Here is a 21,749-nt window from a genome sequence, read left to right as displayed (position 1 = left end):
CCCCGTGCGCCGGCACGCGCGTGCCGCCACCACCTGCACCGCCCACCCGCCGTGGCCGCGCCGGCGCCACGGCCAGCCCGACGCCGACGCCCACGGCCACCCCGAGCCCGAGCTACTACCCCGCGCCAGTGGTCCGAGCCGGTGAGCACCCCGTCGGCGGCGACCAACTCGGCACCAGCGGCATCGTCACGGCGGTGCCCGCGGGCGTGCCGCAGCCCCCGCAGCTCGACGCGACGTCATACGTGCTCGCCGACCAGCAGACCGGCACGATCCTGGCCGCCAAGGCCCCCCACGCCCACCTTTATCCCGCCAGCACGCTCAAGACCCTCACCGCGCTCACCGTCATGCCGCAGCTCGACCCCAAGCGGGTCGTCACCGCGACCGCGTCCGACCAGGCCGCCGAGGGCACGCGGGTCGGCATGGTGGCCGGCAACCCCTATCCCGTGCACCAGCTCTACGGCGCGCTGCTGATGCAGTCCGCCAACGACGCGGCCTATGCCCTGGCCCGGTCGGCGCCGGGCGGCGTCGCGGGCACCCTGCAGCGCATGAACGCCACCGCGGCCGGGCTCGGCGCCCGCGACACTGTGGCTGTCGACCCGTCAGGGCTGGACGCACAGGGGCAGCGCAGCAGCGCCTACGACCTGGTCGTGATCGGGCGAGCGGCGATGCAGCGCAAGGACTTCCGGTCGTATGTCGGCACGCGCGAGATGCCCTTCCCCGGCGCCAAGCAGCCCGACGGCACCGTGGTGACGCCCTATGCCGTGCCCAACCTCAACCACTTCTTCATGAACTACCCGGGCGCGACGGGGGTCAAGACGGGCTACACGACGGGGGCCCACCGCACGTTCATCGGGTCCGCCACGCGGGGTGGCCGGTCCTATGTCGTGAGCTTCATGTGCTCCGACACGGCCGACTGGCACCACGTGGCCGCCATGATGGACTGGGCGTTCGCCCACGGCACCAAGGTCAGCGGCGTGGGCACCCTGGACACGACGCCGCCGGCGACCCCGACCGGCACGCCTAGCGCCTCCCCCTCGGTGCCGCCCACGGTGACGCCAGTGCCGGCGCCCACCTCCAGCTCCCCCACCGCGGGACAGACGTCGCAGCCGACGGGTGTGGCACGCGCCCTCCAGACGTGGTGGGGCGCAGGCGTGCTCGCCGTGCTGGTGCTCGCCGCCGGCGCCCTCCTGACGCGGCGCCTCGGGCGCAAGCGCTGAGCAGTCGCGGGCGCTGAGCGCAGCGGGCAGGATCAGCTGCCGCAGCTGACGTAGGCCTGGCTGGCGTCCCCGAGCGGGTAGCGGCGGATGGGACGCCATACCTCGTCGTCGCCCTGGACGTAGAGCGAGAACTCGCCGACGGTGAACTGCGCGTGGTAATCGGCGAGCTCGACGAACGCCTGCTCCAGGGCGTCCTCCGGCAGGCCGTGCGCCACCGTCACGTGCGGGTGGTAGGTGAAGCTCAGGTCGCGCTCCAGCACACCGCGCCGGACCGTCGCCTCGAGCTGCTCGCAGGCCGGGATCCCGCGCGCGACCTGGATGAACACCACCGGCGAGACCGGGCGGAAGGTCCCGGTGCCGCGCAGCTCGAGCGTGAACGGCGCGACCGACGCGGCGGACCGCAGCAGGTGCTCGTGGATGCCGTCCATCGCGGCGTCGTCGACCTCCGTCGGCGGCAGCACCGTCACGTGCGTCGGGATGCCGCGCGCCTGCTCGTCGCCGTAGGACAGCCGCGCGCGCTGCAGCTCGCACCCCCAGGGCTCGGGGATGGCGATCGAGACTCCGATGACCGGCACCGTCACTCCTCCAGGCTCAGCGGTGCCCGGCTGGTCGCAGCAGGCCGACGGCGTCGTAGACCCGACCCAGCGTGGCCGAGGCCACCTCGCGGGCGCGCTCGGCACCGGCAGCGAGGATGCGGTCGAGCTCGGCGGGGTCCTCGAGCAGCTCGTTGGCCCGGTCGCGGAACGGTGTGACCCACTCGACGAGCACCTCGGCGGTCTCCTTCTTGAGGTCGCCGTACATCTTGCCCTCAAAGTGAGCCTCGAGCTCGGCGACCGGCGTGCCGGACAGGACCGAGTGGATCGTCAGCAGGTTGGACACGCCCGCCTTGGTCTCGGGGTCGTAGCGCACGACCGCCTCGGTGTCGGTGACGGCGGAGCGGATCTTCTTGGCGCTCTTGGCCGGGTCGTCCAGGAGGTTGATCAGGCCCTTGTCGCTGGCGGCGGACTTGCTCATCTTGGCCGTCGGGTCCTGCAGGTCCTGGATCTTGGCGCCTTCCTTGACGATGTGCGGCTCGGGGACGACGAGCGTGTCGCCGTAGCGCTGGTTGAACCGGATCGCCAGGTCGCGGGTGATCTCCAAGTGCTGCCGCTGGTCCTCGCCTACCGGGACCTTGGCCGCGTCGTAGAGCAGGATGTCGGCCGCCATGAGGATCGGGTAGGTGAACAGCCCGACGTTGGCCGCGTGGCCCTTGGCGGTCTTGTCCTTGAACTGCGTCATGCGGCTGGCCTCGCCGAACCCGGTCTGGCAGGACAGGATCCACGACAGCTCGGTGTGCTCGGAGACGTGGCTCTGAACGAACAGCGTGGAGCGCTCGGGGTCGACGCCCGCCGCGAGGTACTGCGCCGCCGTGACGCGCGTGCGTCGCCGGATCAGCTCGGGGTCGGTCGCCACCGTGAGGGAGTGCAGGTCGGCGATGAAGTAGAACGCGTCGAACTGCTCCTGCAGCGCCACCCAGTTGACCAGCGCGCCGAGATGGTTGCCGAGATGCAGCGAGTCGGAGGTCGGCTGCATGCCGGACAGGGTGCGTGGGCGGGCGGTGGGCTGGGAGGACATGGCTCTCATTCTGGCAGGGCGGGCGGGGTGGTCCGGGCGGTGGTGGGTCGTGCGGGCGGGTCCGGTCAGGGGTGGCAGGAGCCCAGGCCGTATGCCGGAACCGCTCGGTCCCCGGCATACGGCCGGTGTCTCAGCCCTGCAGGACGGCGCCGTCCTCGACGCGGCTGGGCGCGCCCTCGTCGGGGAGCGTGACGTCGCCCTTGACGACGACGTCGTCCCCGAAGGACCAGTCCCCCTCGACGGTGAACCGGGTCGCCTCGCGCAGCGACGGCAGGCGCTCCGGCACCCGCTGCTCGAAGTCGCCGATCCGCTTGAAGTGCTTGCTGTCCAAGGAGATCACCGGCGCCGCGTCGACCTGCATCGCCAGCGTGCCGTCCTCGCGCAGGTCGTAGACGTCCGAGCGCAGCAGCATGAGCTCGTTGGTCGTCTTGACCGGCAGGAAGCGGCTGCGCGGCACCTCGATGGCCTGGGCCCCCTCGAAGACCTCGACGGCCGCGCCCATGGCGGACTCGATCTGGTAGACCTCGGGGCTGCTGGAGTCCTTGGGGTCGACGGTCTTGACGTTGCGGATGAGCGGCAGCCCGAGGACGCCGTCGCGCGCGGTCAGCTCGTCGTGCAGGCGCTGCAGGTCCAGCCACAGGTTGTTGGTGTGGAAGAACGGGTGGCGGTGCTCGTCGGTGAAGAAGTCCATCTCGTCGTCCGCGGTCTGCGCGGTGTCGCGCAGGATCAACTGGTCGTCGTCCTTGCGGATCGCGAGGTGACCGCCCTTGCGGTCCATGGCGGTCCGCTGGCACACCTCGGCGGCGTAGGGCGCGCCCGAGGACGCGAACCAGCCGGCGAGGCGGGCGTCCGGGGAGGCGCCGAGGTTGTCGCCGTTGCTGACCGTGGCGTAGCGGAAACCCTTGTCCAGCAACGCCGCCAGGATGCCGGAGGACAGCAGCGAGGGGTAGAGGTCGCCGTGGCCCGGCGGGCACCACTCGAGCTGCGGGTCGTCCGGCCACTCGACGGGCGTCAGGTCGTCCGTGCGCAGCTTGGGCTCCTGGCTCTGCAGGAAGTCCAGCGGGAGGTCCTCGACCTGCAGGTCGGGGTAGCGCTGCAGGGCAGCCAGCGTGTCGGCCCGCGTGTTGAAGGAGTCCATCAGCAGCAGCGGCAGCCGCACGCCGTAGCGCTCGCGCGCCGCCAGCACCTGCTGCACCACGATGTCCAGGAAGGACTTGCCGTCCCGCACGGGCAGCAGCGACTTGGCCTTGCTCATGCCCATCGACGTGCCCAGCCCGCCGTTGAGCTTGATCACGACGGTCCGGCCCAGCGCCTCGCGCGCCGTCTCCTCGTCGATGTCGGCCGCCTCCAACGACGGCGGGTCGGTCAACGGCCGGATCGAGTCCTCCAGGATGACGCCGGTGGCCCCGCCCTCCAGCTCGCCGTAGTAGTGGCTGAAGACCTCGATCGCCGTGGGGTGGACCCCGGCGTCGGTCATGACCTGCTGCGCGCGCGCGAGTCCGTCGTGGCTCATGGCACCACTTTCGTGTCCAGGGGGTGTCGGGGGCAACTCGAGGCGCCCGTGCCCGGCCGAGAGTGCGCCGGTAGGGTCGAGCTGCCCCCACCGGGCCGGAGTGAGGATCGCACCGTGAGGAGAACACCGTGACCAGCGCACGCGACCGCGCCGAGGAGACCTTCCGCGAGACCTTCGGGGCCGAGCCGTCCGGGGTCTGGGCGGCCCCCGGACGCGTCAACCTCATCGGCGAGCACACCGACTACAACGACGGCCTGTGCCTGCCCATCGCCCTGCCCCACCGCGCGTATGCCGCAGCCCGACGGCGTGACGACGACCGGCTCGTGCTGGTGTCCGCCGACATACCGGACAGCCGCGCGGAGGTGGAGCTCTCCGACGTCGCCGCCGGCACGCCGGGCGGGTGGGCGTCCTATGCGGCCGGGGTGCTGTGGGCGCTGCGGGACGCGGGTCACGAGGTGCACGGCCTGGACGTCGCCGTGGCCTCCGACGTGCCGATCGGGGCGGGCCTGTCCTCCTCGGCGGCGCTCGAGGGCTGCGTGGGGGCCGCCGCCTCGGACCTCTTCGGCCTCGGGCTGCTCGACTCCGACGAGGGCCGATCACGGCTCGCCGAGGTGTGCATGCGCGCCGAGAACGTCATCGCCGAGGCCCCCACCGGCGGGCTCGACCAGGCCGCCGCGATGCGCTGCGCCGAGGGCCACGCGCTGCTGCTCGACTGCCGCGACGGGTCGACGCGCCTGGTGCCCTTCGACCTCGACGCGCACGACCTCGAGCTGCTCGTCGTCGACACCCGCGCCACGCATGCCCTGACGGACGGCCAGTACGGCGAGCGCCGCAGCGCCTGCGAGGCCGCCGCCGAGGCGCTGGGGATCGTGTCGCTGCGCGAGATCGCGTCCTCCGAGCTGGAGTCGACGCTGTCCCGGCTGGACGAAGAGGTGCAGCGCCGTCGGGTGCGGCACGTGGTCACCGAGATCCAGCGGGTCCGCGACTGCGTGGAGGCGCTCTCGGCCGGCGACTTCGCCGAGGTGGGGCGGCTGTTCGACGCGTCCCACGAGTCGCTGCGCCACGACTACGAGGTCACGGGGACCGAGCTCGACCTGGTCGCCGACACCGCCCGCGCCGAGGGTGCCCTGGGAGCGCGTATGACGGGCGGCGGGTTCGGCGGCTCCGCGATCGCCCTGGTGCGCCGCGGGACCGGTGACCAGGTGGCGGCCGCGGTGGCGCGGGCCTTCGCCGAGGCGGGGCTGGGCGCGCCGCAGCACTTCGTGGCCACGGCGGCGGCTCCGGCCGAGCGCCTCGCCTGATCTTGTCGCTGGGGTGAGCCAGAGTGGTCGCAGACCGCCCGCACCGCCCGCACCCCGACTCCATTGGTCACCAGTGACGTTTTGGATCGTTCATAAGGGCCGCTGGGACGTGATTGGTGACCAATGGCGTCGGGTGCGAGTGCGGGTGCGGGGCTGGTGGGGGTGCGGGGCGAGAGGGCGGGGCGGGTCAGCCAACGGCGCTGAGGCCCCAGCGGACGAGCCGGGTGCCCACTGCACCGGCGGGGGCTGCGAGCGCGGGGCGGGCGAGGCCCAGCTCGTCGCGGGCCCACCCCGGCAGCAGGTCGACCGCGCCTCGCGCCAGCAGCTGATAGCCGGGACGCGCCGGACGCGGCAGCGGCGGCTCGCGCAGCAGGAAGTCGGCGGCGTCCCGGGCAGCAGGAGTCACCCGCAGCTCGGGCCGGTAGCCGGCCAACGCCTCCTCGAGCTCGCGGACGGTCGCCGGCAGGTCCCCGGCCCCGAGGCGGGCGGCGGGGATGGCGGTCTGGGCGACATAGGTGTCGGCCTCGGCCGGGGTGAGGGGCCGCGAACCGTGGCGCTGGTGCCCGGTCAGGAAGGACCAGACCTCGGCGACGTGCACCCAACGCAGGAGGTGCGGATCGCTCGCGCGATAGGGCCAGCCGAGGTCGTCCTTGCCCCGGACGCGCTCGTGCACGCTGCGGACGGTGGCGATGGCCTGCTCCGCGTGCTCGATCGTGCCGAAGGTCGTGGTCGCCAGGTAGTGGCTGGTGCGCTGCAGCCGCCCCCACGGGTCGCCGCGATAGCCGCTGTGCCCCGCGACCCCGGCCATGGCGGAGGGGTGCAGGGACTGGAGCAGCAGCGCCGTGATCCCGGCGGCGAACATCGACGCGTCACCGTGCACGCGCCAGATCGGGTCGTCCTCGGTGAACCACCGCTCGCCGGGCGTGCCCCAGATGCGGTCGTGGGCGGCCACGGCGTCGGCGCCGGCGACCTTCTCCCGCACGGCCTCGCCGATGCGACGCTGCAGAGATCGGGGCAGGGACAGCGCGCTGGACAAGGGCCTAGGCAGCGAGGTGGGCGCTGCGGGCGCTGGGTCGGCCCCGTGCTCAGACATCGGCTCCGTCCTGGCCGGGGGTGGTGTGCTCGCTCGGAACCGCGTCCGCGCCACCGTCGGGAGCCGTGCCGCCGAGACCGGTCTCGGACACCTCGCCCCCGCCGTCGCCGGCCGTGCCGTCGGCGCCCTCCACCCGCTCGTCGCGTCGAGCCTCGTCGCGTCGGTCCTCGTCGTTCGCCGCGCGCTGGCCGGTCGTGTCGCTCATGTCGGTGCCTCTCGACGGAGGGGCCGGTCGCGGCGGCGAGGTGCGCGCCGGTGGGTGGCCCCGGTGCTCACCATTGTGCGGTCGCCTGCCGCCCCGCAGCGAGATGACGCCGGCCGGCGGCTCTGGGCCGGCGCCACGTGGTCAGCATCGCGAGCGCCAGCAGGAGCTCGGCGATGTCCCCGCCGTAGTACATGAGCTCCCCCGCGCCCCGCAGCTCGACCGCCGAGACGGGCACCTGGACGAGCGCTCCGGCATACAGCAGCTGGGACAGCACCGCGTGCCCGGTGACAGCCACCCCGAGGACGACCAGCCTGGCGGTGACGGATGGTCGACGCGGGGCCGGGTCAGGGCCGGCGATGGCGTGGGCGAAGAGATACCCGGCGACAAGGAAGTGCAGGTGCACGAGGTGGTGCAGGACAGGACGCTGGGTGGTGGCGACGTAGAGGGGGGTGAGGTACAGGACGAGGAGACCGCCGAGGTTGAGCACGAGGGCCGTGACCGGGTGGATTACGACGCGCAGCGGCGCCACGTGCAGCAGTCGTCCGAGCACCCGCCCGTGCCGTGGCGGCAGCGTGCGCAGCAGCAACGTGGCAGGGGCACCCATGACCAGCAGCAGCGGTGCGTACATCCCGATCAGCAGGTGCTGCAGCATGTGCCCCCGGAAATCGCCGGCCGGGAACGGGGACAGCGCGGGCACCAGCGCCATCCCGAGCAGGCCTGCCCCGGTGACGAAGCTCACCGTGCGCCAGCCGCTCCAGGACCCGTGCCGGCGCGCCTGGCGGCGGGCCAGCACGGCATACGACCCTGCAGCAGCAGCGGTGAGACCCAGGACGACGGCGGGCAGGAAGGCCTCCGGCCCACCGGTGGAGGCGGCACCGCCATGAGCAAGGATCACCGCGGGCCTCGGTCGCCGGGTGAGCCCTCCCGGCCGATGACCACCGCGCCGTCAGCCACGACGCCCGGCCGAGCCGACCGCTGCAAGAGCCAGCCGCCGAGGACCAGAAGAGCGCCCAGCCCCAGGAAGGCGAGGTCCGCCAGTGTCTGGTGGGGGCCGCTGACGACGTGATGGATCCCCAGGACGTGGTGGTCGACGATGCCCTCGACGAGGTTGAAGAGCCCCCACCCCGCCAGGATCCAGCCCCAGAGCACACGGGAGGCCCAGGCCCGGCGGTGGTCGTGCGTGATCCGCGCGTAGAGGATCCCCAGCCCGGCCAGGACGCAGAGCCAGGTGAAGGTGTGGAACAGGCCGTCCCACAGCGTGTTCATCTGCAGCCCGTGCACCGTGGTGGCCGGGTAGTCGCCGATGGGGATGTTGGCCGTCGACGCGCTGGTCAGCATGTGGTGCCACTGCAGCACCTGGTGCAGGAGGATCCCGTCGACGAAGCCGCCGAGGCCCACACCGAGGAGGATGCCGGGCAGGGTGATGCTCCGCGGCTCGGAAGATCCGGGCGAGAGCGGGTCGCTGGACGCTGCCATGCGACCACGCTAGGGCGCCGAACGAGCTGGCGGGCGCTTGCGCGACGCCGCTCGCCAGGACCCATCGACCGCCAAGCCGCCCACGGCCCGCGCCAGGTCGTACCGTGACCGCATGCCCACCCAGAACGCCCCCGAGGCCACGTCCTCGGGCACCCCCACGCTGCGCCGCGCCGTCACGACGACCGGCCTGTTCCTGTTCATCCTCGGCGACGTGCTGGGGGCGGGCGTCTACGTCCTCGCCGGCAAGATCGCCGGCACCGCGGGAGGCGCCGTCTGGGTGCCTCTGGTGGTGGCCCTGCTGCTGGCGCTGCTCACCGCGGCGTCCTACGCCGAGCTCGCCACGAAGTACCCGCGCGCGGGCGGCTCGTCGCACTACGCCACGCGCGCGTTCGGGCCGTTCGTCGGCTTCCTGGTCGGCTTCTGCATGCTCGCGGCCGGCATCGTCTCGGTCGGTGCGCTGGCGCTGGGCTTCGCGGGCGACTACCTGGCGGCCTTCGTGACGCTACCGACGGTGGGCGTCGTGGTCGTCTTCCTCGCCCTGCTGGCGGCGCTCAACGCGCGTGGCATCTCCGAGTCGATGGGCGCCAACGCCGTCGCCACGATCATCGAGGTCGGCGGCCTCGTGCTCATCGTGATCCTCGGGATCGTCGTCATCGCGCGCGGCGACGGCGACCTCAGCCGGCTGACCCAGCTCGGCACCGCGGAGCACTCTCCGATCAGCGCCGTGCTGGCGGGCAGCGTGCTGGCGTTCTACGCCTACGCCGGCTTCGAGACCAGCGCGAACGTCGCCGAGGAGACCAAGGACCCCGCCCGCTCCTACCCGCGGGCGTTGTTCGGAGCCCTCGTGGTCGCCGGGCTGGTCTATGCCGGCGTCGGCGTCGCCGCCAGCGCGATCGTGCCCACCGACCAGCTGGCGTCCTCGAGCGCTCCCCTGCTGGAGATCGTGAAGGCGGCGGGCGGCATACCCCCGGTGCTGTTCTCGGTCATCGCGCTCGTCGCCGTCGCCAACGGTGCCCTGCTCACCGGCATCATGTCCTCGCGCCTCGCCTATGGCATGGCTCGCGACGGCCTGCTGCCCTCGGCGCTCGAGCGGGTGCTGCCGCAGCGCCGCACCCCGTGGGTCGCCATCCTGGCCACCACGGCGCTGTCGCTGCTGCTCGCGCTGACGGGCACGATCGAGGTGCTGGCCAGCACCATGGTCCTGCTGCTGCTCGTGGTCTTCTCCGCCGTGAACCTCGCGGTGCTCGTGCTGCGCCGCGACGAGGTCTCGCAGCGCCACTTCCGCGCGCCGGTGGTCCTGCCCGTGCTCGGACTGCTCTCGTGCCTGCTGCTGGCGACGCGGGTGGATGCGGAGACCTGGCGCTACGGACTGCCGTTCCTCGCGGTGGGTGCACTGCTGGCCGGGATCGCCGCCTGGCGCCGCCGTACCCCCGCCTGACCCCGATGACGCCCGCCTGACCCGCCGCGGGCAAAGGCATCAGCCTGGGGAACCAAGACCGGTCGATGCACCTGCCGCCGGCGGGTGAACGTTCAACACTTTGCGTGACGGATGATGACTCTGCGTCATACAGTCCCCCCATGACCGACTTCTCCCCCTCACGTCGGGCCCTGCTCGGCGGTGCCGGTGCGGCCGCCGCGACCCTCGCCCTCCCCCTCGGCATCCCGACGGCTCAGGCCGCCGCCGCCCGCAACGTCCGCCTCTGGCGCTGCCTCGGCTCCGCCCTCAGCGGCGGCTACCACACGGGCACCCGCTACACCAACGGCTCCATCGTCATGGGCAGCCCGCAGGGGCGCACGACCTACACCGACCCCTACGGCCCGCGCACCACGCGGACCTATGACCACGGCACGTGGACGACCGGGTGGTACACGCCGGAGTTCGCGATGACGCAGGTCATCCCCTCGTGGCGGGCCATCACGCCGGGCGGCACCTGGATCTCTGTCTGGGTGCAGGCGATCACCACCACCGGCGCCACCACCGCATGGTTCTCGCTCGGGCGCTGGTCCGACATCCAGCCCGGCTCCCCCTACCGCACGACCGTGAACGGTCAGTCCGACGCCTACGCCACCGTCGCGACGGACACGCTGCGCGCCAAGGCGGGCTACGCGTTCAAGAGCTGGCGGCTGCGGGTGACCCTCTATCGCCCCGCCGGCTGGACCGCGACCCCCACCGTCACCGCCGCCAACGTCATGTCCTCGGCCATCCCCACCGGCTCGACGAGCAGCGTCCCGGTGAGCCCGGTCGGCGTGGCCCGCGGCGTCGTCCTCGGCGTGCCGACCTACAGCCAGATGGTGCACACCGGCCACTACCCGTCCCTCAACGGCGGAGGCGAGGCCTGGTGCTCGGGCACGTCGACGGCGATGATCCTCGACTACTGGAAGGCCGGCCCCACCAGCACCGAGGTCGCCTGGGTCAACCCCAAGCCCCACGCCAACCCGCAGGTCGACCATGCCGTCGCCAAGGTCTTCGACTACGGCTACAACGGCTCGGGCAACTGGGCCTTCAACACCGCGTATGCCGGAACCCGGGGCCTGGACGCGTTCGTCACGCGGTTGCGGTCGCTGAACGAGGCCGAGCGCTTCATCAAGGCGGGCATCCCGCTGGCGATCTCGACGTCGTTCACCAGCTCGCAGCTGTCGGGCGCGGGGTTCGGGACCAACGGGCACCTGATGGTGATCGTCGGCTTCGACTCGGCGGGCAACGTCGTGGTCAACGACCCGGCGTCGGGGATGCGGGCGTCCAACGCCTACGTCCGCAAGACCTACAACCGCGCGCAGCTCGAGAACGCGTGGGCCCGCTCCGGCGGCACGACCTACGTGATGCGACCGACCTGGAAGGCCCTGCCGACGGCTCTGACGCAGCGCAACTGGTGAACCTACCTCGGGTAGTCACACTCGCCTGGCGTGCCAACCCAGGCGGATGTACCTACCTCAGGTAGTCACACTCGCCTGGCGTGCGAACCCAGGCGGACGTGCCTACCTGAGGTAGGTCCGAGCGGGGCGTGGAATGAATCGCGAGCCGTGACCAATGGTTGCTGTACGCGCAGGACAAGGGCCGACTGGATCATTGATCCTTCAAATAACCTGTGGGTGTGACGCAGCGTCATACTCTCTAGTCCATACGCCATAGACGCCAGCCCGGGCCCCTCAAGGTCCGGGCTGACGCATGCCCCTGCCCGCTCGCCCGGAGTCCTCATGCCCCTCCCCCTCGACGGCCCCGCCGCCGGCCTGCTGCTGCACGCCGTCGGCGCCGGCGCCGTCTTCGCCGCCGCCTACGCCCTCGCCCGCCTCCGCTTCGCCCCGAAGGAGGCCGCACGTGGCACCGACGCAGCACCGCTGGACTGAGCTCCACACGGGCGCGGCCCTGCTCGCGGTCACCGCCGCGGCCGCCAGCGCCGCCGTCATGTCCCAGTCGGGGGCCGCCAGGCCGGTCCTCGTCGGGCTGGTCGTGGTCACCGTCGTCGCCGGGCTCCTCACCGACGGCTTCCTCGGGCTCGGGGTCGGCGTGGCCACCGCCGCGGCCGGCGTCGTCACGATCCAGCGCCTCGGCACCTGGGACAACGCCCACTTCACCGCCCTCGTCATGATCGTCGGCGCCCTCGTCGTGCTCGGCTGGGTCGCCGGCCTGCTCGGCGCCTCCGCCCGCGCCCACCGGCGGGCCCTCGAGCGGGGCCGCCCCGCCGACGTGCAGCCGGCCCTGGCCTCCCTCGGCCTGCTCCCCGCCGACGTCGCCGAGCTGCGCGCCGACGAGGAGATCGCCCGCGCCCGCCGCCACGACCGCCCGCTGGCCGTCGTCGCCCTGGAGGTCGAGCCCCGCTCCGCCGACGTGGACGAGGCGCTGCTGCAGGCGACCCGCCGCGCCGTCGCCCGCCTCGTCGAGCACCGCCTCCGCCGCTCGGACGCGCCGTTCGCGCTCGACGCCGGCAGCGTCGCCGCCGTCCTCCCCGAGACCGACGAGCGGGGGGCCGCTGCTCTGGCCGGGCTCCTCGTGCAGGAGGCCCCCGCGCTGTCCGTCCGCGACCGCGGGCGTGGGGGTGCCGTCGAGGTCGGGTCCGTCGCCACCGTGCGGTGCGCCGTCGTGGAGCTGGCGGGTCGGCATACGACCGCTTCGGACCTGCTCGACGAGGCCCGTGCGACCCTGCGCGACGAGCAGCCGGTGGAGGTCGCGCGATGACCCGCTCGCTCGTCGGCGTCGGGGTCCTGCTGCTGCTCTGCATCGCGATCATGACCTACTGGCGCAGCGCCACCCAGGCCCACCGCCGCCGCCTCGACCAGCTCGACGTCCGGCTGCACGTCAACGGGATCCGCGGCAAGTCCACCGTCACGCGGCTGCTCGCGGGCGTCCTGCGCGAGGGCGGCTACGTCACGGTGGCCAAGACGACCGGCTCGGCCGCCCGCGTCATCGCCCCCAACGGCCACGAGACGCCCATCGCCCGCCGCGGCGCAGCCACCATCAACGAGCAGATCGACGTCGTCGCCGAGCACGTCCAGCGCGACGTCTAGGCGCTGGTCATCGAGTGCATGGCCGTGCGCCCGCTCTACCAGCAGTACTCCCAGGAGTTCATGGTCCGCTCCGACATCACGGTCATCACCAACGTGCGCGAGGACCACCAGGAGGAGATGGGCGAGACCCTCGAGGAGATCGCCGACTCGCTGTCCGCGACCATCCCCACCGGCGGCATCCTGGTCACCGGCGAGGGCCGCCAGCACCTGCGAGACCGGTTGGCGGTCAACGCGGCTCGTCGTGGCAGCACCCTGATGTATGCCGACCCCGCCGAGGTCACCGACGAGGACATGCGGGGCTTCGACTACCTGCAGTTCCGCGACAACGTCGCCATCGGCCTCACCGTCGCGCGGCTGCTGGACATCCCGCGCGAGGTGGCGATCCGCGGCATGTGGAAGTCGGTGCCGGACGTGGGTGTCGTGCGGCTGCGGACCTACGACATCCTCGGCAAGCGCATCCTGTGGGTCCCGCTGTTCGCGGCCAACGACCGCGAGAGCGTGATCCTCACCTTCCAGAACCTCCAGGCGCAGTTCCCGCCGGACGCCCCCGTCATCGGCATCCTCAACAACCGCCACGACCGCGGCCGGCGCGCCGAGCTGTTCTCCCACATGGTCCCCGACGACCTGGACGAGTTCCTCGACCACGTCATCACCTTCGGGGCCTACGAGGAGACGGTGACCGCCACCATGGTCGAGCGCGGCTACGGCCGCGAGCGCATCCACCAGCTCGGCGAGACCGTCCAGCCGTCGCTCGACCAGATCCTGCAGACGATCGTCGACCTCGTGCCCGGCCGCGACGGCGTGCTCGTCGGCATGGTCAACATCCACACCGACCAGGCCGAGCTGCTCATCGAGCACTTCGCGCACCTGCTCGGCGACGCGCAGGACGACGAGATCGCCGAGGCCCGCTGCTCGCCCGCGCGCCGCTCGGACGTCAGCGGATCGTGTCCGGCATCAGCCACACCCGCCGCGCGGAGGCCCTGCGTGCCTGAGTACTCCTTCACCCCCGAGGTCGTTCGCCTCACGATCCTCGCGGGCGTCGTCGTCAGCATGCTCGTCTACGAGCGGATCCAGCTGACCACGGGCGGGGCGATCGTCCCCGCCTACCTCTCGCTGGCCCTCAGCCGGCCCATCGCCGTGATCGTGACCATCGCCCTCGGCTACCTGACCTACCTCATCGTCAACAAGGTGATCGGCCGCCGCCGGATCCTCTACGGCCGCAGGAAGTTCGAGATCGAGGTGCTGGTCGGGCTCGCCCTGATCATGGTCACCACCGGGCTCGCGCACCTCGGCGGACGGCTGGACCCGATGCTGCTCGGCATCACCGGCATCGGCTTCCTCGTCCCCGGGATCCTCGCCCACGACATGGCCCGCCAGAAGCCCGGCCGCACCGTCGGCGTCGTCATCGCCACCGCCTGCTCGCTCGGCGTCGTCGCCTGGCTCGCCTCCGCGGTCCTCGCGATCGCCCCCGGCTCCAACGTCGACCAGCCCCAGCACCTCGCCTCGGTCCTCGGCGACCCCCGCGAGCTGCTGCTGTATGCCGTGGCCATGAGCGTGCTCGTCGGCATGGCGGTCTACTCCAAGCTCGGGCTCCGCTCCGGCGGGTTCATCACGGGCGCCTACCTCGCCCTCGTCGGGCCACGCTGGTCCGACCTGCTCGTCACCGCCGTCGTCGCCCTGGTCACGTGGGCGGTCGTCGTCCACGTCCTCATGCCGCGGCTGCTGCTGTTCGGCCGGCGCAAGCTGTCTGCGATGCTCCTCGTGGGTTCGGTCGTCGCCTGGGCCACCGAGATCACCATGACCTGGCTCAGCCACGGCGACTTCGTGCCGTGGCGCGGCCTCACCGCCGCCACGATCATGGTCCCCTCCCTCATCGCCAACGACGTGCAGCGCCAGGGCTGGGAGCGCACCGTCTGGGGCACCGGGCTCACCGCCACCGGCGTGTATGCCGGAGCCACCCTGACCGCCGCGATCGCCACCGCAGGAGGTTGGCTGTGAGCACCCACCTCACCCGCTGGGGCGGGCCCGTCGTCGCCGCCTCCCTCGTCGTGGCCGGCACCCTCGGCCTCGTCCACGAGCAGGCTCCGGCCCCCGGCCCGACCGGCCCCACCGTGTCGGTCGACGTCGTCGACGACCGCGGGACCCCGCTGGCCGGCGCCCGGGTCCGCACCGACGAGGGGTCGGCCACCACCGACGCCGCCGGGCGGGCGGCCGTGCCGCTGTCCCGCGACGGCTACGCCCACGTCGAGGCGTCCGGGCACGGCGAGCGGACCCTGCGCCTGCACGCCGCGGAGGCCTCCCGCGCCGTCCTGCCCGCCAGCGGGTTCGACACCGTCACGCTGAGATTCGGCGGCGACGTCATGATGGGCCGGCGGTTCTACGAGCCCAGCGCCTCCGGGCCCGCGCTCCTGACCGAGGCCTCCACGGTCGAGGACCACCGCCGGCTGCTCGACGGCATCACCCCGCTCCTGCAGGACGCCGACCTCACCGCGGTCAACCTCGAGACGCCCCTGGTCGCCAAGCTCTACTGGCCCGAGGGCGCCAAGCGGCCCGACGGCTTCAACCCGACCAAGGAGATCGCCTTCGCGAGCAGCACCAAGACCGCGCAGGCCCTGCGCGACGCGGGCGTGGACGTCGTGTCCCTCGCCAACAACCACGTCAACGACGGTGGGGCGGCCGGGATCGCCAGCACCCTCACGGCCCTCGACGACGCCGGTGTGCGCCACTTCGGCGCGGGGCGGACCGAGGACGAGGCGTGGACGCCGCTCGAGGTGCCGGTCCGCGGTCGCACGGTCGCCTACGTCGGCTGCACCACGGTCGACGGGCTGCCCTCGTCCCACCCGTACGTCGCCCAGGGCAGCTCCGGCGGCGCCGCCCGGTGCTCCGAGGGCCGCCTGCGCCGCACCGTCGAGCGGCAGCGCGCCGCGGGTCACGACGTCGTCGTGATGATCCATGGCGCCGTGGAGTACGAGCGCCAGCAGCGGCCCGTCATACGACGACTGACCCAGGTGGCCGCCGAGGCCGGCGCCACCGCCGTCATGAACGGCCACCCGCACGTCGTCGGCGGGCTGACCACCCAGTCCGGCGCGGTCGTCGCGGAGAGCCTCGGCAACCTGCTCTTCGACCAGGACCTGTGGTCGACCTTCCCGACCTACCTGGTGCGCGTCGACCTGCACGACGGTCGGCCCGTCCACACGCAGGCCGACCCGCTCGTCATCGACCGCTACGCCCCGCGCCCGGCCACCACCGCCCTGGCGGACGCGGTCGGCCGCATCGCGGCCGGCTCCGTCGCGACGACCGCCAACGCCGACGCCACCGGCACGACCATCGGCTCCGCCCTGCTGGAGCCCAGGCCTCGCGCGGTCCAGCTCACCCCCGGCGTGCCGACCTCGCTGGCGCCGGGCTGGCAGCTCGCCGGCCGGCCTGACGGCATCCTCGCGGGCAGCGACCTGCTCTTCGGGAGCGGGCGCTTCGAGGCCGACGCCCGCAGCGGCAGCGGGCCGGCGCTGTGGACCCTCGGCGCCAACACCCGCCGCACCAACGCCGCGGCCTGCGCACCGACACCGAGCGAGGCGGTGGCCTAGCACGGCGTCGAGCTGGTCCGCAGCCCGCTCAGCACCCAGGACGCCTTCGTGACGCCAGAGCACCGCATCCCGGTCAAGGCCGGCCAACGGCTGACCTTCGTCGCGGCGGTGCGGCACGCCTCCCCCGGGTCGCGCGCCACCCTCGCGTGGTATGCAGGAGCCGAAGGCCCCTCGAGCGCCACGACGGAGGTGACCGTGCCGCCCAGCAGCTCCGACGCCGACGACTGCCGGCAGGTGCGCGTCGACGTCACGGCGCCCGCGGGCACGACCTTCGTCCAGCCGGCGCTGCGCCTCCTGCCGCCCGAGAGCTCGGTGCGCGGGTCGCGCCTCGCCGTCGACGACGTGTCCCTCGTGCGCTGGGGCGAGGAGGGCGGCTCGAGCGCCCGCTTCGACACGGTCCTCGCCGAGCGCGCCACCGCCGTCACCCTGCAGCAGGTCACCCCGACCGCCGCCACCGAACCCACGGTGCTGCGGGCGACGAGCAGCCCCGTCACGGCCCTCGCCGGCGCGACGGAGCCGAGCCTGCCCAGGACCGAGGAGACGGAGCGCCCGTGACGGTGGCACCTGCGTCCGACGGGCGCCACGGGTCGGGTCGGCCCCACGGGTCGGGTCGGCCCCACGGGTCGGGTCGGGGCACCCCCCGAGCCCTGCGCCTGACGACCGTGGGAGCACTCGTGGCCGCCGCCGCGGCCTGCACCCAGCCCGCGCCCGCGCCCTCGCCTGCCCGCACGCCGGGCCAGGGTGACGGCGGTTCGGTGGAGCGGCTGGTCGACGTCGTCATCTCGGTGCAGGACCGCGCCCCCGCGAGCACCGGCCCGACGGACCCGGCCCGGGCCATCGCCGAGGCGACCGCGCAGCTGCCGCAGGTGGCCGCGCGACCGGGACCCTCGAGCCTCGCGAGTCCTCCGGGGGTGCCCGAGGGGTATGCCGTGACGGGGCTCCGCCTGGACGGGAAGGACCAGCGGGTCGCCGCCCTCGTGCCCCAGGGCACGCCCACGACGGGTGACGGGCTCTACGTCGCCCGGCCCGAGCAGGGCAGCCGCCCGGTCACCATCGAGGTTCCCCACCCCCGCTCGGACGCCTGGACCGACCAGATCGGCGCCGACGTCTACGCCCGCTCGACGGCGCGCTACCTGCTCATGGCCGGGGCCGATCGCGGCGCCGGCGACGACGCGGACGTCGCCCACGCACCCGACGCCGCCTTTGCCGGCACCGACATGCTGCTCGTGCGCAAGGACTGGGTGGTCGTCCAGATCCACGGGTTCACGCGTCGCCGGCACCCCGGCTATCCGGACGCGGTGGTGTCGAGCGGCACCGCGACGCCCGGCGCCACCGCGACGCGGGTGGCCCGCGAGCTGGAGTCCCAGGGCATCAGCACCTGCGTGTATGACGGGACCACGTGCGCCGACCTCGCCGCCCGCACCAACGTCCAGGGGCAGCACGCCCGGGCGGTCGGTGCTGACTTCGTGCACGTCGAGCTGGAGCGGTCCGTCCGAGCGGACCCCGCGCTGCGCTCGCGCGCGGCGCAGGCCATCGCCACAGGGCTCGGCTGACACCTGCTGACCCGCCCGGCCCCTGCCCTTCCCCCACGTCGAGAGGCGACAGATCGGGGTTGTCCGCACCGGATGACCCCGATCTGTCGCCTCTCGAGGCAGCGCAGGCTGACGCCCGCGACGTCCGATCAGATCGCGTCGATGATCGCGTTGAGCGTGGCGCTCGGCCGCATCGCCGCGGACGCCTTGGCGTCGTCGACCTTGTAGTAGCCGCCCAGGTCGACCGGGTTGCCCTGCACCCCGATCAGCTCGGTGTTGATCTGCTCCTCCTTGGCCGCTAGCTCCTCGGCCACGGACGTGAACCGCTCCTTGAGCTCGGCGTCCTGGTCCTGCGCGGCGAGGGCCTGGGCCCAGTACAGCGCGAGGTAGTAGTGGCTGCCGCGGTTGTCGATCTGGCCGACCTTGCGGGCCGGGGACTTGTTCTCGTCGAGGAAACGCCCGATCGCCACGTCGAGAGCGTCCGCCAGGACCTGGGCCTTGGCGTTGTCGAAGGTCGAGGCGAGGTGCTCGAGCGAGGCGCCCAGCGCGGATAACTCGCCGAGCGAGTCCCAGCGCAGGTAGTCCTCCTTGACGAACTGCTGCACGTGCTTGGGCGCCGAGCCGCCCGCGCCGGTCTCGAAGAGCCCGCCGCCCGAGAGCAGCGGCACGATCGACAGCATCTTGGCGGAGGTGCCCAGCTCGAGGATCGGGAACAGGTCGGTGAGGTAGTCGCGCAGCACGTTGCCGGTGACGGAGATCGCGTCCTCGCCCGCCCGGATCCGCTCGAGGCAGTAGGTGATCGCCTCGACCGGCGCGAGCACCTGGATCTCCAGGCCGTCGGTGTCGTGGTCCTGGAGGTACCGCTCGACCTTGGCGATGACGTTGCGGTCGTGGGCGCGGCCCTGGTCGAGGTAGAACACGGCTGGGGCGCCGGTCGCGCGGGCGCGGGTCACGGCGAGCTTGACCCAGTCCTGGACCGGGATGTCACGCACCCGCGCCTGGCGCCAGACGTCCCCCGCCTCGACCTGGTGCTCCATGAGGGTGGTGCCCTCGGCGTCGGTGACGACGACCGTGCCGGCGCTCGGGATGACGAAGGTCGTGGGGTGGGAGCCGTACTCCTCGGCCTTCTGCGCCATGAGCCCGACGTTGGGGACCGTGCCGATGGTGGCGGGGTCCAGGGCGCCGTTGCGCTTGCAGTCCTCGATGACCGCTTGGTACATCGGGCCGTAGGAGCGGTCCGGGATCATCGCGAGGGTCGGCTGCAGCTCGCCCTGGGCGTTCCACATCTGGCCGGAGTCGCGGATGACGACGGGCATCGACGCATCGACGATGACGTCGCTCGGGACGTGCAGGTTGGTGATGCCGCGGTCCGAGTCGACCATCGCCAGGGCCGGGCGCTCGGCATACAGCCGCTCGATCGCCGAGGTGATGGCGTCCTGCGTGTCCTGGGGCAGGCCCGAGATCTTGGTGTAGAGGTCGCCGATGCCCTGGTTGGGGTTGAAGCCGACCTGCTCGAGGTCCGCCGCGAACTCCTCGAGCACCGGGGCGTAGAACGCGCGCACGGCGTGGCCGAACAGGACCGGGTCGGAGACCTTCATCATCGTGGCCTTGAGGTGCAGCGACAGCAGCAGGTCCTCGGCCTTGGCGGCGGCGATCTGCTCGTCGTAGAAGGAGCGCAGCGCCGCCGCGCTCAGGAAGGTGCCGTCCACGATCTCGCCCGCGAGCACGTCGACGCCGTCCTTGAGGACCGTCTCGGAGCCGTCCGCGCCGCGCAGGGTGATCGTCAGGGTCGAGTCGTGGTCCATGACCATCGACTTCTCGTTGCCGTAGAAGTCGCCGCCCGCCATGTCGACGACGCGGGCCTTGGCGTCCTGGCCCCAGGCGCCGAGCCGGTGCGGGTGCTTCTGGGCGAAGCTCTTGACCGACTGGGGGGCGCGGCGGTCCGAGTTGCCCTCGCGCAGCACGGGGTTGACGGCCGAGCCGAGGACCTTGGCATAGCGCGCCTGGACGTCCTTGTCCTCCTCGGTCGTGGCGCTCTCGGGGTAGTCCGGGATGTCGTAGCCCTTGTCCTGCAGCTCCTTGATCGCGGCCTTGAGCTGCGGCACGGAGGCGGAGATGTTGGGGAGCTTGATGATGTTGGCCTCGGGCGACTGGGCCAGCGCACCCAGGTCGGCCAGCTTGTCCGGCACCCGCTGCTCGTCGGTGAGCCGCTCGGGGAACTGCGCGAGGATGCGGCCCGCGAGGGAGATGTCCGCCGTCTCGACCTCCACGCCACCGGCACCGGTGAAGGCCTGCACGATCGGCAGGAGGGAGTAGGTCGCGAGAGCCGGCGCCTCGTCGATCTTCGTCCACACAATCTTCTGTGACGTCATGAGAGTCTCCAAAGTCGTCGCTGCGGTGCGTGCCGTCGGCACGGCTCACGCCCACGATATCTCAACGTCGAGATATCGGCCCAGGACGACCTGGTGCGGCCCGGCGGGCGGTGCCCTCACCCTATCCAGCCGGTATGACGAACCGCCTGCGGGGCCGGCGTCATTCCATACGCTCAGTGACGATGCGGCCGCTTCACCACCGGGTGGAACCTGGACGAATCGCCCGGCAGTTCACCCGAACACCGCACGCTCACCGCGTCGGCGTGCCACCATGAGACCGCGACGACGCGCGTCCCGCGGGGATCGGCCCACCGGCCGACCACGCCGAGGTGCCACCACGGACAGCTCGATCGTGCGCCCCGGGACGCTCCCCACCCACCACCTTCATCACTACAGGAGCACCACCGTGTCCCAGCCCAAGCTCGCCTCGCGCCTCGGCGCCGAGTTCCTCGGCACCTTCTGGCTCGTCTTCGGCGGTTGCGGCTCCGCGATCTTCGCGGCCCACGTCATGCACAAGTCCGACCCGGTCAACATGGGCATCGCCTTCGCCGGTGTGGCCCTGGCCTTCGGCCTCACCGTCCTCACCATGGCGTATGCCGTGGGCCAGGTCTCCGGCGGCCACTTCAACCCGGCCGTCACGCTCGGCCTGACCGCCGCCCGCCGGTTCGACGTCAAGGACGTCCTGCCCTACATCGTCACCCAGTGCCTCGCGGCCTGCGCCGCCGGCGGCGTGCTCTACCTCATTGCCTCCGGCAAGGACGGCTTCGACGCGTCCAAGGGCTTCGCCGCCAACGGCTACGGCACCGGTTCCCCCGCCGGCTATTCGATGCTCGCCGTCCTCGTGTGCGAGGTCGTCTGCACCATGTTCTTCCTCTACATCATCCTCGGCGCCACCGACGACCGCGCCCCCATCGGCTTCGCCCCGATCGCCATCGGCCTCGGCCTGACCCTGATCCACCTCATCTCCATCCCGGTGTCCAACACCTCGGTCAACCCGGCCCGCTCGCTCGGCGTCGCGTTCTACCAGGACGGCGCGCTCGGCCAGCTGTGGCTGTTCTGGGTCGCCCCGATCATCGGTGCGGTCATCGCCGGCCTGACCTACACCGCCATCACCGGCAACGACCGCTCCGGCATCGACCTGCAGGGCGAGCTGGAGGTCGACTCCCGCGGCACCGGCCGCGAGGACGGCGCCACCCGCGCCTGACCCGGCGGGCGCTCGGAATACGGCCGGAGGGCTGGTGTCTGCTGCGTCACGCCGGCGCACCAGGAGGTGAGGGTGTCGGAGGTGGCTGATAGGTTCGAGCGGTACCCATTCGACCACCCGCGTGAAGGACGAACT

At 72.5% G+C, this 21,749-nt stretch carries 20 protein-coding genes; 12 read left to right on the top strand and 8 right to left on the bottom strand.

Annotated features, from left to right (window positions below):
- A partial coding sequence (locus B4K29_RS10330) for a D-alanyl-D-alanine carboxypeptidase family protein (RefSeq protein WP_286967237.1) occupies positions 1 to 1,217 on the top strand: 1,217 nt, incomplete at its 5' end.
- 32 nt (positions 1,218 to 1,249) lie between these two features.
- On the opposite strand, the gene B4K29_RS10325 is transcribed toward B4K29_RS10330, so the two are convergent.
- The 3 genes from B4K29_RS10325 to B4K29_RS10315 form a co-directional block, all read right to left on the bottom strand.
- Entirely contained in the window at positions 1,250 to 1,792 is a 543-nt protein-coding gene (locus B4K29_RS10325) for a 2'-5' RNA ligase family protein (protein WP_019284189.1), read from the bottom strand.
- A gap of 16 nt (positions 1,793 to 1,808) precedes the next feature.
- Positions 1,809 to 2,831, bottom strand: coding sequence for a tryptophan--tRNA ligase (trpS, locus tag B4K29_RS10320; RefSeq protein WP_029212072.1), 1,023 nt, complete (start codon positions 2,829 to 2,831; stop codon positions 1,809 to 1,811).
- 130 nt (positions 2,832 to 2,961) lie between these two features.
- Complete coding sequence (locus tag B4K29_RS10315; RefSeq protein WP_029212071.1) at positions 2,962 to 4,344, bottom strand: UTP--glucose-1-phosphate uridylyltransferase; 1,383 nt, start codon at positions 4,342 to 4,344, stop codon at positions 2,962 to 2,964.
- Between the two features lie 128 nt (positions 4,345 to 4,472).
- On the opposite strand from B4K29_RS10315, the gene galK reads away from it, so the two are divergent.
- Entirely contained in the window at positions 4,473 to 5,645 is a 1,173-nt protein-coding gene (gene galK / locus B4K29_RS10310; protein WP_286967236.1) for a galactokinase, read from the top strand.
- A 187-nt stretch (positions 5,646 to 5,832) separates the two neighbouring features.
- On the opposite strand, the gene B4K29_RS10305 is transcribed toward galK, so the two are convergent.
- The 4 genes from B4K29_RS10305 to B4K29_RS10290 form a co-directional block, all read right to left on the bottom strand.
- Positions 5,833 to 6,738: an oxygenase MpaB family protein gene (locus tag B4K29_RS10305; RefSeq protein WP_286960015.1), complete on the bottom strand. Its 906-nt coding sequence runs from the start codon at positions 6,736 to 6,738 to the stop codon at positions 5,833 to 5,835.
- Positions 6,731 to 6,943: a hypothetical protein gene (locus tag B4K29_RS10300; RefSeq protein ID WP_029212063.1), complete on the bottom strand. Its 213-nt coding sequence runs from the start codon at positions 6,941 to 6,943 to the stop codon at positions 6,731 to 6,733. The genes B4K29_RS10305 and B4K29_RS10300 overlap by 8 nt, the downstream gene beginning before the upstream one ends.
- A gap of 67 nt (positions 6,944 to 7,010) precedes the next feature.
- Positions 7,011 to 7,838 (bottom strand): cytochrome c oxidase assembly protein, encoded by an 828-nt coding sequence (locus tag B4K29_RS10295; protein WP_286967235.1) that lies wholly within the window; start codon positions 7,836 to 7,838, stop codon positions 7,011 to 7,013.
- Complete coding sequence (locus tag B4K29_RS10290) at positions 7,835 to 8,419, bottom strand: DUF2243 domain-containing protein (protein WP_019284196.1); 585 nt, start codon at positions 8,417 to 8,419, stop codon at positions 7,835 to 7,837. The genes B4K29_RS10295 and B4K29_RS10290 overlap by 4 nt, the downstream gene beginning before the upstream one ends.
- A 112-nt stretch (positions 8,420 to 8,531) precedes the next feature.
- Here B4K29_RS10290 and B4K29_RS10285 point away from each other — a divergent pair, with 112 nt between their 5' ends.
- The 9 genes from B4K29_RS10285 (at position 8,532) to B4K29_RS10245 (ending at position 18,059) form a co-directional block, all read left to right on the top strand.
- Entirely contained in the window at positions 8,532 to 9,857 is a 1,326-nt protein-coding gene (locus tag B4K29_RS10285) for an APC family permease (RefSeq protein ID WP_019284197.1), read from the top strand.
- A gap of 140 nt (positions 9,858 to 9,997) precedes the next feature.
- Positions 9,998 to 11,293, top strand: coding sequence for a C39 family peptidase (locus B4K29_RS10280; RefSeq protein ID WP_286961647.1), 1,296 nt, complete (start codon positions 9,998 to 10,000; stop codon positions 11,291 to 11,293).
- 321 nt (positions 11,294 to 11,614) lie between these two features.
- Positions 11,615 to 11,764, top strand: a complete 150-nt coding sequence (locus tag B4K29_RS10275) for a hypothetical protein (RefSeq protein ID WP_019284199.1) — start codon at positions 11,615 to 11,617, stop codon at positions 11,762 to 11,764.
- Entirely contained in the window at positions 11,736 to 12,593 is an 858-nt protein-coding gene (locus B4K29_RS10270) for a hypothetical protein (protein WP_286967234.1), read from the top strand. Before B4K29_RS10275 ends, B4K29_RS10270 begins: the two co-directional genes overlap by 29 nt.
- Positions 12,590 to 12,922 carry a hypothetical protein gene (locus B4K29_RS10265; protein WP_286967233.1) on the top strand — a complete coding sequence of 111 codons (333 nt, stop codon included), beginning with the start codon at positions 12,590 to 12,592 and terminating at the stop codon, positions 12,920 to 12,922. The genes B4K29_RS10270 and B4K29_RS10265 overlap by 4 nt, the downstream gene beginning before the upstream one ends.
- 18 nt (positions 12,923 to 12,940) lie before the next feature.
- On the top strand, positions 12,941 to 14,920 hold the full coding sequence (locus tag B4K29_RS10260) for a poly-gamma-glutamate biosynthesis protein PgsC/CapC (RefSeq protein ID WP_286960007.1): 1,980 nt from the start codon (positions 12,941 to 12,943) through the stop codon (positions 14,918 to 14,920).
- Positions 14,917 to 16,506 carry a CapA family protein gene (locus tag B4K29_RS10255; RefSeq protein WP_286961650.1) on the top strand — a complete coding sequence of 530 codons (1,590 nt, stop codon included), beginning with the start codon at positions 14,917 to 14,919 and terminating at the stop codon, positions 16,504 to 16,506. Before B4K29_RS10260 ends, B4K29_RS10255 begins: the two co-directional genes overlap by 4 nt.
- A gap of 48 nt (positions 16,507 to 16,554) precedes the next feature.
- Positions 16,555 to 17,061, top strand: a complete 507-nt coding sequence (locus B4K29_RS10250; RefSeq protein WP_286961651.1) for a hypothetical protein — start codon at positions 16,555 to 16,557, stop codon at positions 17,059 to 17,061.
- Between the two features lie 107 nt (positions 17,062 to 17,168).
- Positions 17,169 to 18,059, top strand: coding sequence for a hypothetical protein (locus B4K29_RS10245; RefSeq protein WP_286967232.1), 891 nt, complete (start codon positions 17,169 to 17,171; stop codon positions 18,057 to 18,059).
- Between the two features lie 128 nt (positions 18,060 to 18,187).
- Here B4K29_RS10245 and B4K29_RS10240 read toward each other — a convergent pair whose 3' ends face one another.
- On the bottom strand, positions 18,188 to 20,410 hold the full coding sequence (locus B4K29_RS10240; RefSeq protein ID WP_286967231.1) for an NADP-dependent isocitrate dehydrogenase: 2,223 nt from the start codon (positions 20,408 to 20,410) through the stop codon (positions 18,188 to 18,190).
- A gap of 406 nt (positions 20,411 to 20,816) precedes the next feature.
- Between B4K29_RS10240 and aqpZ the strand changes: the two genes are divergently transcribed.
- Positions 20,817 to 21,614 carry an aquaporin Z gene (gene aqpZ / locus B4K29_RS10235; protein ID WP_029212054.1) on the top strand — a complete coding sequence of 266 codons (798 nt, stop codon included), beginning with the start codon at positions 20,817 to 20,819 and terminating at the stop codon, positions 21,612 to 21,614.
- The last annotated feature ends 135 nt before the right edge of the window (positions 21,615 to 21,749 follow it).

Origin of the sequence: Arsenicicoccus sp. UBA6765, from assembly GCF_002453335.1 — a bacterium.
Lineage (GTDB): Bacteria > Actinomycetota > Actinomycetes > Actinomycetales > Dermatophilaceae > Arsenicicoccus > Arsenicicoccus bolidensis.
The sequence above is the reverse complement of the archived record's forward strand: the minus strand, read 5'-3'. Positions and strand labels throughout refer to the sequence as shown.